Below are 13,224 nucleotides of genomic sequence, written 5' to 3'. Positions count from 1 at the left end.
ATGGTCCTTTTCTCTCTTTTCTGGTGTCTGAAGTCAGTACGTGGTGAGTGAATCCGGAAGGGATCCTGCCGGTGCCGGTCCCCCAGGGGGCCCGGCACCGAAGGGATCGGGTCCTAGACTTCCTCGACGGAGTTCGGCTCCGACCGGGAGAGGTCGATGCCCAGCTCTTCAGCAGCACGGAACGATTCCTCGTCCGATTCGCGCCACTCGATGGTGTTGCCGTCGGTACCAAGTACTTCGACGTTCAGGCACAGCGATTGCATTTCCTTGATGAGCACCTTGAACGATTCCGGAACGCCTGGCTCCGGGATGTTCTCGCCCTTGACGATCGCTTCGTAGACCTTCACGCGACCGTGAATGTCATCGGACTTGATGGTCAACAGTTCCTGCAGGGTGTAAGCGGCGCCGTAGGCCTCCAGGGCCCACACTTCCATTTCACCGAAGCGCTGGCCACCGAACTGTGCCTTACCGCCCAGCGGCTGCTGGGTGATCATGGAGTACGGGCCAGTGGAACGTGCGTGGATCTTGTCGTCGACCAGGTGGTGCAGCTTCAGGATGTACATGTAGCCCACCGATACCGGATCCGGGAACGGCTCGCCGGAACGACCGTCGAACAGCCGGGCCTTGCCGGTGTTCTGCACCAGCTGCTGGCCGTCGCTGGTCGGGTTCACCGAGTCCAGGATGCCGCGGATTTCCTCTTCCGAGGCACCGTCGAATACCGGGGTGGAAACGGTGGTCGAGCCGGTCTGGCGAGGCAGATCCGGCAGGTCACGCACCCAGTTCGGTTCGTTCTCGATGTTCCAGCCCTGCTTGGCGGCCCAGCCCAGGTGGATTTCCATGACCTGGCCCACGTTCATGCGGCCTGGCACACCCAACGGGTTCAGGACCACGTCGACCGGGGTGCCGTCTTCCAGGAACGGCATATCCTCGATCGGCAGGATCTTGGAGATGACGCCCTTGTTGCCGTGGCGGCCGGCGAGCTTGTCACCATTGGTGATCTTGCGCTTCTGGGCCACGTACACGCGCACCAGCTGGTTCACACCCGGTGAGAGGTCGTCGTCGTTGTCGCGATCGAAGATGCGCACGCCGATGACGGTTCCGGACTCGCCGTGCGGCACCTTCAGCGAGGTGTCGCGCACTTCGCGGGACTTCTCGCCGAAGATCGCGCGCAGCAGGCGCTCTTCGGGGGTGAGCTCGGTTTCGCCCTTCGGGGTCACACGGCCAACAAGCACGTCGCCGGCCTCGACCTCGGCACCGATGTACACGATGCCGCGGTCATCGAGCTGCGAGAGGATGTCTTCCGAGACATTCGGGATATCGCGGGTGATTTCTTCGGCACCCAGCTTGGTGTCGCGGGCATCGACCTCGTGCTCCTCGATGTGGATCGAGGTCAGCACATCGTCGGAGACCATGCGCTGGGACAGGATGATGGCATCCTCGAAGTTGTGCCCTTCCCAGGACATGAACGCGACCAGCAGGTTCTTGCCCAATGCCAGTTCACCGGCGTCGGTCGAGGGACCGTCGGCGATGATCGACTGGTACTCCACGCGGTCCCCTTCGGAGACGCGCACACGCTGGTTGTAGGCGTTGCCCTGGTTCGAGCGGGCGAACTTCATGATCGGGTACATCGACTGGGTGCCGTCGTCGTTCATCACGACAACCAGGTCGGCCGAGACCTCGGTGACCACGCCCGGCTTGGCGGCCACCACGGAGTCCCCGGCGTCAACCGCGGCGTACTTCTCCATGCCGGTACCCACCAATGGGGACTCGGAGGCCAGCAGCGGCACGGCCTGGCGCTGCATGTTCGCGCCCATCAGTGCGCGGTTGGCGTCGTCGTGTTCCAGGAACGGGATCAACGCGGTCGCCACCGACACCATCTGGCGCGGGGAAACGTCCATGAAGGTCACTTCGCCTGGCTCAACGAGCACGGGCTCGCCGCCGCCGCCCTTTTCACGGACCAGGACACTTTCCTCGGCGAAGCGGCCGTCTTCCATCAGCGGGGCGTTGGCCTGGGCGATGAAGTGCTGCAGCTCGTCATCGGCGGTCAGGTACTCGACCTGCTTGGTCACCACACCGTCCACGACCTTGCGGTACGGGGTTTCGATGAAGCCGAAGGAGTTGATACGGCCGTAGGTGGCCAAGGAACCGATCAGGCCGATGTTCGGGCCTTCCGGGGTTTCAATCGGGCACATGCGTCCGTAGTGCGAGGGGTGCACGTCGCGCACTTCCATGCCGGCACGGTCACGGGACAGACCGCCCGGGCCCAGCGCCGAGAGGCGGCGCTTGTGGGTCAGCCCGGCCAGCGGGTTGTTCTGGTCCATGAACTGCGAGAGCTGCGAGGTTCCGAAGAACTCCTTGATCGCGGCCACGACGGGACGGATGTTGATCAGCGTCTGCGGGGTGATCGCTTCCACGTCCTGGGTGGTCATGCGCTCGCGCACCACGCGTTCCATACGGGACAGGCCGGTACGGACCTGGTTCTCGATCAGTTCGCCCACGGCGCGGATGCGACGGTTGCCGAAGTGGTCGATATCGTCCACGTTCACCGGAACGTCCACGATCTCGCCCTGGCGGGTTCCCTCGATGCTGCGTTCACCGGCGTGCAGTGCCACGAGGTAGCGGATCATCGCCACCACGTCGTCGATGCTCAGCACCAGTGCGCTCTCCGCGTTAACCGGGGACTCGACACCGAGCTTGCGGTTGAGCTTGTAACGCCCGACCTTGGCCAGGTCGTAGCGCTTGGGCTCGAAGTACATGTTGCGCAGCAGTGCCTGGGCCGCTTCCACCGTTGGCGGCTCGCCCGGACGCAGCTTGCGGTAGATATCCAGCAAGGCCTCGTTCTGGTCCTTGATGTTGTCCTTTTCCAAGGTGGCGCGGATCGAGTCGTACTGGCCGAATTCAGCCAGGATCTTCTCTTCGCTCCAACCCAGGGCCTTGAGCAACACGGTGACCGACTGCTTGCGCTTGCGGTCCAGGCGCACGCCGATCTGGTCGCGCTTGTCGATTTCCAGTTCGAACCAGGCGCCACGCGACGGGATGATGCGCGCGGAGTAGATGGTCTTGTCACTGGTCTTGTCCGGGGCGGACTCGAAGTAGGCGCCCGGGGAACGCACCAGCTGGGACACGACCACACGTTCGGTACCGTTGATGACGAAGGTACCCTTGTCGGTCATCAGCGGGAAGTCGCCCATGAACACGGTCTGCTGCTTGATTTCGCCGGTTTCATTGTTCATGAACTCGGCCTTGACATACAGCGGTGCGGCATAGGTGACGTCACGGTCCTTGCACTCGGCAATCGAGTACTTCGGATCGGCGAACTCAGGCTCCGAGAAGCTCAGGGACATGGTCTCCTGGAAGTCCTCGATCGGAGAGATTTCCTCGAAGATTTCCGCCAGTCCGCTGACATCCGGGACGCTGCCATCGCCTGCGGCGACGGCCTCGGCCAGTCGTTCCTTCCAGCGCTCGTTGCCGATCAGCCGGTCAAAGCTCTCGGTCTGCAGCGCCAACAGGTTCGGCACTTCAAGGGGTTCGTGAATCTTGGCAAAAGAAAGTCGGCCAGCGTACGCAGCGTCGCGAGCCGAACTAGCGGTTTGGTTGTTAGAGGTGCTCGAGGCGACCAAAATGGATCCTTCCACAGACCGTCAGGTTTCCGAAACGCCCATCGTGCAAAGGCATCAGCGCACAGCTGATGACCCCTTGTCACATGAACCCACCGCTATATGAAGGTCGCATGCGCAAATAATACGGGCGCAAATTTCCACTCTACCCCAGCTGGACAAACTTGTCGATAGCTATTTTCCGTATTCATGCTATAGTCTCCCCGCCGCGGCGGCGGACCGGTGCGGCAAGTTTTCCCTTGGCCACCGGTGCAGCCTAGTCAACGGCAGGGTTCCCGAGGATTTGCGGGACTTGGCGAAAGCGCCGGCGGCCGCAGGTGTGGGCAACAGCACATGGTCTAACCTTGGATTAGCGAATATTTTTTGCCTACCCACGATTGGATGTGATCCCCATGGCTTCGGCACTGGACGCGGTCATCATAGCCGGTGCACGTACCCCCTTCGCCCGGTTCAAGGGGACACTGTCCTCACTGAGCGCGACCGACCTCGGCGCGGCGGCCATCGCCGGGGCCCTGGACCACGCAGGGCTGGAGCCCGAGCAGGTGCAGGCGGTCTTCATGGGCCAGGTGGTCCAGGCCGGTTGCGGGCAGAACCCCGCCCGGCAGTCGGCCATCAAGGCCGGACTGGGCTGGGATACCCCCACGGTGACCATCAACAAGGTCTGTCTTTCCGGTTTGGCGGCCATCACCGATGCGGCGCGACTGATCCGCCTGGGTGAAGCCGACGTGGTCGTTGCCGGCGGCCAGGAATCCATGTCGAATACCCCGCACCTGCTCCCCCAGTCCAGGTTCGGCTGGTCCTACGGGAATATCAGTGCGGTGGACTCGGTGGCCCACGACGGGCTGACCGATGCCTTCGACGGCAAGTCAATGGGTGTGAGCACCGAAACGAAGAACCGCGAATTGGGTATCGAACGGCCCCTTCAGGACCAGCTCGCCGCCCAGAGCCACCAACGGGCCGCCGCGGCCCAGCAGGCCGGGATCTTCGACGGGGAAATCGTCCCCATATCCATACCGCAACGCAAGGGCGATCCGCTGGTTATTGCCCAGGATGAGGGAATCCGTCCCGGCACCACCGTGGAAACCCTCGCCGGATTGCGGCCGGCCTTCGCGGAGGACGGGACGATCACCGCAGGCAACTCCTCCCCGCTCTCCGACGGGGCCGCGGCCGTGGTGGTGGTTTCCCGTCAGTGGGCCGAACGGCATGGGCATCCGATCCTGGCAGTCATCGGAGCCGCCGGCCAGGTGGCCGGGCCGGATAACTCGCTGCATTCCCAGCCGTCCAACGCGATCCGCGCCGCCCTGGACAAGCAGTCGCTGTCGGTCGGGGACCTGGACTTCATCGAGATCAATGAGGCCTTCGCCGCGGTGGCCCACCAGTCCCTGCTGGACCTGGACTATCCGGGTGACCGGGCGAATATCCACGGCGGGGCCATCGCCCTGGGCCACCCGATCGGCGCCTCGGGTGCCCGCTTGGCACTCACCGCCGCGCTGGAACTGCAACGCCGCGGGTCGGGCACGGCTGCGGTGAGCCTGTGCGGCGGTGGAGGACAGGGCGAGGCCCTGATCCTGCAACGACTCGCCGAGGGGTAACAGGGCCATGGATCCTGCCAACGAACAGAATGATGCGCTCAGCCGCGTGACCCTGGACGCGGCCAGGCGAAACATCCCGCTGGAAATCGTGCCCCGCGCAGCTGCCGCTTCCCTCCGCGAAGCGGCGGACTTGCTGGGCATCGAGCCGGAACGCCTGGTCAAGACCCTGGTCCTGAAGCGTTCCGATGGCAGCTTCCTGTTTGTGCTGGTTCCCGGAGGTCGGGCGATGAGCTGGCCGAAACTGCGGGCCCTGCTGTCGGTCAACAAATTGTCGTTGCCCAATGAGCAGGCTGCGTTTGAGGTCACCGGATATCGCCGGGGCACCATCACACCCTTCGGTTCGCGTACCAGCCTGCCGGTGGTTGTGGATCAGAGCGTGTTCCAGGACCTGCCGTCACCCACGATCGCGTTGGGGAGCGGGGATCCGCGCCATGCCCTGTTCGTCGATCCGCAGGCCCTGGTTAACGGATTTGGCGCGACAGTGGCTGATATTTCCTCGCCGGAGTGATCCATGCCGCGGAAGCGGCGGCGGCCTCCCCCGCCTTCCGGGTCAGCCAGGTCGCCGAACGGATGAACTCGTTGCGCAGCCACAGGCCTGCGGGCTTCTCGATGAACCGCGCCACCAGGTAGGCCAGCGCGAGCATCAGCACCACGGTCAGGGTCAAGAGCACGTACTTGTTCAGTACCGAACTGAACTGCTCGATCATCCACCAGCCCCAGAGCTGGTGGAAGAGGTATAGCGGATAGGTGAGCATGCCGGCGGTCACCATCCAGCGGGCGTGGACGGTCTTGAGCGGGGTCAGCGTGCACAGCAGCAGCAAGACGATGCAGCCCAGCACCAGCACGGAGAAATGCCAGGCGGGAATGTCGACCCCGGAAAGGAAATCGGAGTCCTTGCGTCCCTTGACACCGGTGAAATAGCAGGCCAGTACCGTGTTGAAGGCGATCAGTAGCCAACGCCACGGGGTCTGCATTCCCCGGTGCATCAGGAAGGTGACCATCCCGATTGCGAACAGCGGCGCGTACTGGCCCATAACCCATTCCTGGGCCTTGGTGGCGTTGCTGATATGCAGGTACAGGCCCAGCACCGGCCAGAGCAGACTCAGCCAGAGGATCACCCGGTCCCTGACCAGGCCGAAGGCCACCAGAACCGCGAGGATCAGGTAGAAACGCAGTTCCACCCATAGAGTCCAGTAGACACCGTCCAGGTCGCGCACCCCCATGCCGGCTTGGGCCATGGTCAGATTCGGCACAATGTCCTGCGTGGTGCGCCCGTCCTTGGCTGCGGGCCAAAGCCTGAAGGTCAGCAGGGCGGCCGCGGCCACGGCCAGCCAGTAGGCGGGATACAACCTGCCCAGTCGCGACCCGATGAATTGGATCAGCCCCTTGCCCTGAACAGACATGAGGATGACAAAGCCCGAAATCAGGAAGAAGAGCTGGACACCTATGCTGCCGTAGATCGTGAACTGGGAGAGGATGGGCCAGGCTTCCAGTGCCCCTTCACCCCAATGCTGATGCCCCCAGGCGGTGTAGTGGTAAAGCACTACGACCAGGGCGGCGACTATGCGTAAGGCGTCGAGCAAACCGAGCCGTGGCGTTGGATTGAGCGCGCTACTTCGTTCATTCGTCAACACATTAAATACCGTAGGTGACGAATATGAATATCACCTGTTAATAGAATCGTTATATACCGATAGCGAGGTATTCGATATTAACGGCCAAGGGCCCCACGGACGATTTCTCGTCCGCAGGGCCCTTGGCAGTAGGGTGCGAGTGACCGCTGGAACCTACTTGAGGGTGACGGTTGCGCCGGCAGCTTCCAGGGCTTCCTTGGCCTTTTCGGCAACGTCCTTCTCGGCACCTTCCAGGATGGCCTTCGGAGCGCCGTCAACGAGCTCCTTGGCTTCCTTCAGACCCAGCGAGGTCAGGCCGCGAACTTCCTTGATGACTGCGATCTTCTTGTCGCCAGCCGATTCCAGGATGACATCGAATTCGGTCTGCTCTTCAGCAGCAGCAGCGTCGCCGCCGCCAGCCGGGCCGGCTACGGCAACAGCAGCAGCGGTGACCTCGAAGGTCTCCTCGAACTGCTTCACGAACTCGGACAGTTCGATGATGGTCATTTCCTTGAATGCTTCGAGCAGCTCTTCGGTGGTGAGCTTCGCCATGGTGGCGTCCTTTCGGTTATGGATCCCGGACACGGGAACCGCAATGTTTTGGGGTAAAAGTTGCGAGAGAATCGCGAAGGCCTAGGCTTCTGCCGGGGCTTCCTCGGTTGCAGCGGCTTCCGCCGGAGCTTCCTCGGCGGCAGTGCCACCGTTCTCTTCGAGCTTGATACGCAGGGCGTCGACGATGCGTGCAGCGGCAGAGGCCGGAGCCTGCAGAACGCCGGCAACACGTGCCAACTGGTGCTCGCGGGATTCCAGTGCAGCCAGGGCAGCAATGCCAGCTTCATCCAGGGCGTTGCCCTCGAAGAAACCGGTCTTGATGACCAGCTTGTCATTGGCCTTTGCGAACTCCGTGAGGCTCTTTGCGGCAGCAACTGCATCGCCCTTGATAAAGGCAATTGCGGTCGGACCGGTCAGCTGTCCATCGAATGCATCGATGCCAGCTTCCTTCGCTGCAATAGCAGTCAAGGTGTTCTTCACAACCGTGTACTTGGTGTCTTGACCAAGCGAACGGCGCAGATCCTTGAGCTGTGCAACGGTAAGCCCACGGTATTCGGTCAGGACAGCTGCGGTGGATTCCTTCAACTCAGCGGCGATCGTTTCGATCGCAACGGTCTTGGTCTGCGTTGCCATAACACTCCTTCCGGGGTTCAGTTCGGTACCGTTTCATAACCGGCGGAGCGCATAAAAAACGCCCCGCGCAGGAGCACAGGGCAGTTCAACCTGTAGATGGTTGGAACAAATCTATGAAACCTGCGTTGGTCGCCCTTACGGGCTCTTCGGAGTGGATCACTGGGATACCACTCAACCGACGGTCTTCGGTGTTACCATCCTAATTCGCCGGGGCTTCGGAACACAAATCCAGCAACCGGCAGGAGACTGTGATATGCGGCGCACGATACCCGAATTCCAGGGGGCGTTAAAAAGACAAGGCCCGTGGCCAGCACTTGGGGGACGCTGGCAACGAGCTCTTGTCGACATGAAGCTTGGGGAAACTTGCATGTCCAGCAGCTGCATAGTCTTGGGGGTCCCATGCAACCGCTGCCGAATTATTTCGGTAGGTTTACCGTACCACTAGCAACCCACCGACTAGCAACTCGAGGATGCACAGGCCAAGCGGCACTCGGCAACCGCTGCACGGTAGCCCGCTCCACCCTTTGAGCCATTGATTTGGGTTAATCAGCCCTGCCGGTGAATTACTGAAAACCGTTCATCAGCTGCCCTCAGACGTGATTCCAGGGTCCCGGAGGCCCGGATTAACGTCGCCCCGGAGGCAAGACTCACAGTAAACTGTAAGCTGCATCACCCCCGGGCTTTAGGCATTGGTAGGCTGAATCTGCGAGTCCGGAATACGTTTGTACGCTCAGAGCAGACATTCGAACCGCTAGATGACATCCGGTGACCGCATGCCCTCCCCCGCGAAAGCGGTCGGCTGGACTGCTGCCCCCTATATGACGTTAAAAGACCTCGGCTGCCCCGTACCGTGGTGGTACGGGGCAGCCGAGGTGTATCGGGCTAGGGTTAGCCGATTAGACGTTCACGCGGGTCACGTTCGGGTCCAGGGCGATGCCCGGGCCGAAGGTGGTGGCGATGGTCGCCTTCGAGATGTAGCGGCCCTTGGAAGCCGATGGCTTCAGGCGCAGGACCTCGTCCAGGGCTGCTGCATAGTTCTCGGTCAGCGCCTTGGCATCGAAGGAAGCCTTGCCGATGATGAAGTGCAGGTTGGCGTGCTTGTCGACGCGGAAGTCGATCTTGCCACCCTTGATGTCGTTGACGGCCTTGGCCACATCCATGGTCACGGTGCCGGTCTTCGGGTTCGGCATCAGGTTACGTGGGCCCAGGATCTTGCCCAGACGGCCAACCTTGCCCATCAGGTCCGGGGTTGCCACCGCGGCGTCGAAGTCGGTCCAGCCACCCTGGATCTTTTCGATCAGGTCGTCCGAGCCAACGAAGTCGGCGCCGGCTTCCCGGGCTGCCTCGGCCTTGTCGCCGTTGGCGAAAACAACCACGCGGGCGGTCTTACCGGTACCGTGCGGCAGGTTCACGGTACCGCGAACCATCTGGTCGGCCTTGCGCGGGTCAACGCTCAGGCGGAAGGCCACCTCAACGGTGGAGTTGGTCTTCTCGCCGGCGATTTCCTTGGCCAGGGCGATAGCCTCGGCTGGCTCGTAGAACTTGTCGGCCTGGATCTTGGCCGCTGCGGCCAAATATGCTTTGCTGCGCTTTGCCATCTGCGTTTTCTCCTTATGCAGTCGTGGTCATGAGGACCGCGCTCGGTCCTGCCACTGGCGGGGTCCGCTCGTAGCGGGATCCCCTAATGAAAATTATCTGGGTGTCACCAACAGGAGCTGGCGACGCTGGGTCGAACTTAGCCTTCGACGGTGATGCCCATGGAACGGGCGGTACCGGCGATGATCTTCGAGGCGGCAGCCAGATCGTTGGCGTTGAGGTCTTCCATCTTGGTGTTGGCGATTTCCTCGACCTGGGCCTGGGTCAGGTTACCGACCTTGGTGGTGTGCGGAACGCCCGAGCCCTTGGCAACGCCGGCAGCCTTCTTGATCAGCTCGGCTGCTGGTGGGGTCTTGGTGATGAAAGTGAACGAACGATCTTCGTACACGGTGATTTCAACTGGTACAACGTTACCGCGCTGCGACTCGGTCGCGGCGTTGTAAGCCTTGCAGAATTCCATGATGTTGACGCCGTGCTGACCAAGTGCCGGACCAATCGGAGGAGCCGGGTTGGCGGCGCCTGCCTGGATCTGCAGCTTGATAAGTCCGGTGACCTTTTTCTTTGGGGCCATGTCGGGTCCTTCTACTTTTGCGTGTCCCCGGGCACAGGAGCGTGCTTCGGGGTGTTGGTTGCCGTGGCGCGGCAACCGGACGTGCCTGGCTCACGTAAGCACGCGTGAGTGGCACGAAGTACTAATGCTACTGGATCTTGGTGACCTGGTTGAAGTTCAAGGTCACCGGGGTCTCGCGTTCGAAGATCGAGACCAGCACCACCAGCTGGGCTGCTTCGAGCTTGATCTCCGAGATCGTGGCCGGCATGGTCTCGAACGGGCCGTCGTTGACGGTGACCGATTCGCCGACCTCGAAGTCGACGGTGACCTCGGTGATTGGTGCACGACCTGGCTTCGATGCCGAAGGCTGCTCGGCCGGGTCAACCACGGTGTGCTCGAGCATCGAGAACACCTCATCCAGGGTCAGCGGGTTCGGATCGTGGGCGTTGCCAACGAATCCGGTCACCCCGGGGGTGTGGCGAACAACACCCCACGAGGCGTCGGTCAGTTCCATACGCACCAGGACATAGCCCGGGATGCGCACACGGCGCACGATCTTGCGCTGGGTGTTCTTGACCTCGACGACCTCTTCCATCGGGACCTGGATCTCGTAGATGAAATCATCCATGTCCTGGGTCTGGATTCGGGTTTCAAGGTTCAGCTTGACGCGGTTCTCGTAGCCTGCGTAGGTGTGGATGACGAACCAGTCACCTGGCTGGCGACGCAGCTTGGCACGGAACTCTTCCTTCAGCTGCTCGACATTGGTCTCGGATTCCTCGGCGGCCTGAACCTCTACACCGGTCTCGTCACCGGATTCGGTGGCTTCGGCGGCATTGTCCTCGGATTCGAGGGATTCGGTTGCGTCCTGGGCCTCAACGGCCTCGTCCAGCACTACCTCGTCCACGGTCTGATCCAGTTCGGGGGCTTCAGTGGCAACGTCTGCGTTGTCGACCTGCTCGTCAACGGGGTCGACGAACTCGGCTTCTACCTCGTTGTTGTTCTGCGGTTCGAGTTCCTGGTCGGACACTGCAGCTCCTGCTTTCTGTTACTGATGTACACCTTGGGCCCTGACGCAGCGCTTTCACAGGGCTGCGCGGAAAATTTTACTGCTCTGGTCTGTTTGTGAACAGCAGCGTGGAGCCGGTACCGAAAACGAAGTCCAGGGCAGTCACGATAAGCATCACGATGGCGACGAACGCGATCACGACCAGCGTGTAGTTGATCAGTTCGCTACGGGTGGGAGTGACAACCTTCTTCAGCTCCGCGATGACCTGGCGAACAAAGAGCACGATCCGGCCGAAGAAGCCCTTGCCGGACTTGTTGCCGTTTCCCGAATGGGTGACAGCTGATTCGCTCACCGTGTTCCTCGTTTCAATAAAATTGGCCAGTTGAAACAATCACGGTGTGCCGCAGCCTGGTCGACCACAACACACCGTGACGTGAGATTCGCTGTGCGATACATCTGATCGCTACTGCGCAGGGCAGACAGGACTCGAACCTGCAACCTGCGGTTTTGGAGACCGCTGCGCTACCAATTGCGCCACTACCCTTCGAGCATTTGCTCTGGTTGATCCAACTATATCCGATGACTTTGGATGTGTTGTCCAACCCGGCGCTTTCCGCACCGAGAAACAACTCTACGCAATGTTCCGGACATTGTCGAACTGACAGGGCACAGTGTGTCCCATGCCGCACCGCACCGCGGCGCGCACGCACCCGGTTTGTCATGTTGCCCGTCAGAGCGTGATTATCGGGGAGCCTTGGCTCTAAGCTAGAAGTACATTTGAACCTTCTCGGACGTCAGGATGCCACCAGATATGTCTAGAATTTCCCGCCGCATCGGCGCCATCTCCGAATCCGCGACCCTGGCTGTGGATGCCAAGGCCAAGGCGTTGAAGGCGGCCGGACGTCCGGTCATTGGCTTCGGCGCCGGAGAACCGGATTTCCCGACCCCCGATTACATCGTGCAGGCCGCGTTGGAAGCGGTGAAGGATCCACGCAACCACCGTTACTCCCCCGCCGCCGGGCTCCCGGAGCTGCGCGAGGCCGTGGCCGCCAAGACCCTGCGCGATTCGGGCTATTCCGTCCAGTCCAACCAGGTGCTGGTCACCAACGGCGGCAAGCAGGCCGTCTACAACACCTTCGCCACGTTGCTGGATCCGGGTGACGAAGTGATTATCCCGGCCCCATTCTGGACCACCTACCCCGAAGCCGTTTCGCTGGCCGGAGGTGTGCCGGTATCGGTGTTCGCCGGCCCGGAACAGGGGTACAAGGCCACCATCGAGCAGCTGGAGTCGGTGCTGAGCGCACGCACCAAGGTGCTGCTGTTTGTCTCCCCGTCCAACCCCACCGGGGCGGTGTACACCCCGGAGGAAGTGGCGGCAATCGGGCGGTGGGCGCATTCCAAGGGCTTATGGGTTGTCACCGATGAGATCTACGAACACCTGACCTACGGGCAGGCACAGTTCTCCTCCATCGCCACGCTGGTGCCCGAACTGGGTGACAAGGTCGTGGTACTCAATGGCGTGGCCAAGACCTACGCCATGACCGGCTGGCGGGTGGGTTGGATGATCGGCCCCACCGATGTCATCAAGGCCGCGGCCAACCTGCAATCACATGCCACCTCCAACGTCGCCAACGTCTCGCAGCGCGCCGCGCTGGCCGCGGTCGCCGGCCCGCTGGACGCGGTCCAGGAGATGAAGGTGGCGTTCAACCGCCGACGCCTGGCCATTGTCGAGGCACTGAACGCGATCGACGGGATCTCCTGCCCGACCCCGGAAGGTGCGTTCTACGCCTACGCCGATGTCCGCGGCCTGCTGGGCCGCGAGATCCGTGGCAAGGTCAGCGGCACCAGCGCCGAGCTGGCCGCCCTGATCCTGGAGGAAGCCGAGGTCGCAGTGGTCCCAGGCGAAGCCTTTGGGCCCTCGGGCTACATCCGGATGTCCTACGCGCTGGGTGACGCGGACCTGGCCGAGGGCGTGCAGCGGATGGCCGCGCTGCTGGGCGAGGCCAAATAGCCCATCACCCCGCACCAGACGCAGGTGGCCCGGATCATTGATCCGGGCCACCTT

Annotated in this window: 11 protein-coding genes and 1 tRNA gene; 3 read left to right on the top strand and 9 right to left on the bottom strand. The window is 62.0% G+C overall.

The annotated features are described in order from the left end of the window. Positions 1 to 113: 113 nt before the first annotated feature. On the bottom strand, positions 114 to 3,620 hold the full coding sequence (locus tag OK351_RS01290; RefSeq protein WP_265155522.1) for a DNA-directed RNA polymerase subunit beta: 3,507 nt from the start codon (positions 3,618 to 3,620) through the stop codon (positions 114 to 116). Positions 3,621 to 4,009: 389 nt separating this feature from the next. Between OK351_RS01290 and OK351_RS01285 the strand changes: the two genes are divergently transcribed. After that, a complete protein-coding gene (locus OK351_RS01285; protein ID WP_265155521.1) occupies positions 4,010 to 5,209 on the top strand; it encodes an acetyl-CoA C-acetyltransferase in 1,200 nt (399 codons plus the stop codon). A 7-nt stretch (positions 5,210 to 5,216) separates the two neighbouring features. Then, positions 5,217 to 5,717 (top strand): aminoacyl-tRNA deacylase, encoded by a 501-nt coding sequence (locus OK351_RS01280; protein ID WP_265155520.1) that lies wholly within the window; start codon positions 5,217 to 5,219, stop codon positions 5,715 to 5,717. On the opposite strand, the gene OK351_RS01275 is transcribed toward OK351_RS01280, so the two are convergent. The 8 genes from OK351_RS01275 to OK351_RS01240 all read right to left on the bottom strand — a co-directional run bounded on the left by OK351_RS01275 (position 5,671) and on the right by OK351_RS01240 (position 11,703). Next, on the bottom strand, positions 5,671 to 6,843 hold the full coding sequence (locus OK351_RS01275; RefSeq protein WP_265155519.1) for an acyltransferase family protein: 1,173 nt from the start codon (positions 6,841 to 6,843) through the stop codon (positions 5,671 to 5,673). The genes OK351_RS01280 and OK351_RS01275 overlap by 47 nt on opposite strands. Before the next feature lie 153 nt (positions 6,844 to 6,996). Beyond that, positions 6,997 to 7,374 carry a 50S ribosomal protein L7/L12 gene (gene rplL, locus OK351_RS01270; RefSeq protein ID WP_265155518.1) on the bottom strand — a complete coding sequence of 126 codons (378 nt, stop codon included), beginning with the start codon at positions 7,372 to 7,374 and terminating at the stop codon, positions 6,997 to 6,999. An 81-nt stretch (positions 7,375 to 7,455) separates the two neighbouring features. Next, on the bottom strand, positions 7,456 to 8,007 hold the full coding sequence (gene rplJ, locus OK351_RS01265; RefSeq protein ID WP_265155517.1) for a 50S ribosomal protein L10: 552 nt from the start codon (positions 8,005 to 8,007) through the stop codon (positions 7,456 to 7,458). A gap of 896 nt (positions 8,008 to 8,903) precedes the next feature. Further along, a complete protein-coding gene (rplA, locus tag OK351_RS01260; protein ID WP_265155516.1) occupies positions 8,904 to 9,605 on the bottom strand; it encodes a 50S ribosomal protein L1 in 702 nt (233 codons plus the stop codon). Between the two features lie 137 nt (positions 9,606 to 9,742). Continuing rightward, positions 9,743 to 10,174, bottom strand: a complete 432-nt coding sequence (rplK, locus tag OK351_RS01255; protein WP_265155515.1) for a 50S ribosomal protein L11 — start codon at positions 10,172 to 10,174, stop codon at positions 9,743 to 9,745. Positions 10,175 to 10,301: 127 nt separating this feature from the next. Beyond that, positions 10,302 to 11,180 (bottom strand): transcription termination/antitermination protein NusG, encoded by an 879-nt coding sequence (gene nusG, locus OK351_RS01250; RefSeq protein ID WP_265155514.1) that lies wholly within the window; start codon positions 11,178 to 11,180, stop codon positions 10,302 to 10,304. Between the two features lie 76 nt (positions 11,181 to 11,256). Beyond that, on the bottom strand, positions 11,257 to 11,511 hold the full coding sequence (gene secE / locus OK351_RS01245) for a preprotein translocase subunit SecE (RefSeq protein ID WP_265155513.1): 255 nt from the start codon (positions 11,509 to 11,511) through the stop codon (positions 11,257 to 11,259). A gap of 119 nt (positions 11,512 to 11,630) precedes the next feature. Then, positions 11,631 to 11,703, bottom strand: a tRNA-Trp gene (locus OK351_RS01240). A 267-nt stretch (positions 11,704 to 11,970) separates the two neighbouring features. Here OK351_RS01240 and OK351_RS01235 point away from each other — a divergent pair. After that, positions 11,971 to 13,170 carry a pyridoxal phosphate-dependent aminotransferase gene (locus OK351_RS01235; protein WP_265155512.1) on the top strand — a complete coding sequence of 400 codons (1,200 nt, stop codon included), beginning with the start codon at positions 11,971 to 11,973 and terminating at the stop codon, positions 13,168 to 13,170. Positions 13,171 to 13,224: the final 54 nt, after the last annotated feature.

Source organism: Glutamicibacter sp. MNS18 (genome assembly GCF_026107515.2).
GTDB lineage: Bacteria > Actinomycetota > Actinomycetes > Actinomycetales > Micrococcaceae > Glutamicibacter.
The sequence above is the reverse complement of the archived record's forward strand: the minus strand, read 5'-3'. Positions and strand labels throughout refer to the sequence as shown.

Coding starts and splice junctions, on each gene's coding strand:
- OK351_RS01235 (WP_265155512.1), top strand. CDS start 11,971: ATGTCTAGAATTTCCCGCCGCATCGGCGCCATCTCCGAATCCGCGACC.
- rplL (WP_265155518.1), bottom strand. CDS start 7,374: ATGGCGAAGCTCACCACCGAAGAGCTGCTCGAAGCATTCAAGGAAATG.
- rplA (WP_265155516.1), bottom strand. CDS start 9,605: ATGGCAAAGCGCAGCAAAGCATATTTGGCCGCAGCGGCCAAGATCCAG.
- OK351_RS01285 (WP_265155521.1), top strand. CDS start 4,010: ATGGCTTCGGCACTGGACGCGGTCATCATAGCCGGTGCACGTACCCCC.
- rplK (WP_265155515.1), bottom strand. CDS start 10,174: ATGGCCCCAAAGAAAAAGGTCACCGGACTTATCAAGCTGCAGATCCAG.
- OK351_RS01280 (WP_265155520.1), top strand. CDS start 5,217: ATGGATCCTGCCAACGAACAGAATGATGCGCTCAGCCGCGTGACCCTG.
- rplJ (WP_265155517.1), bottom strand. CDS start 8,007: ATGGCAACGCAGACCAAGACCGTTGCGATCGAAACGATCGCCGCTGAG.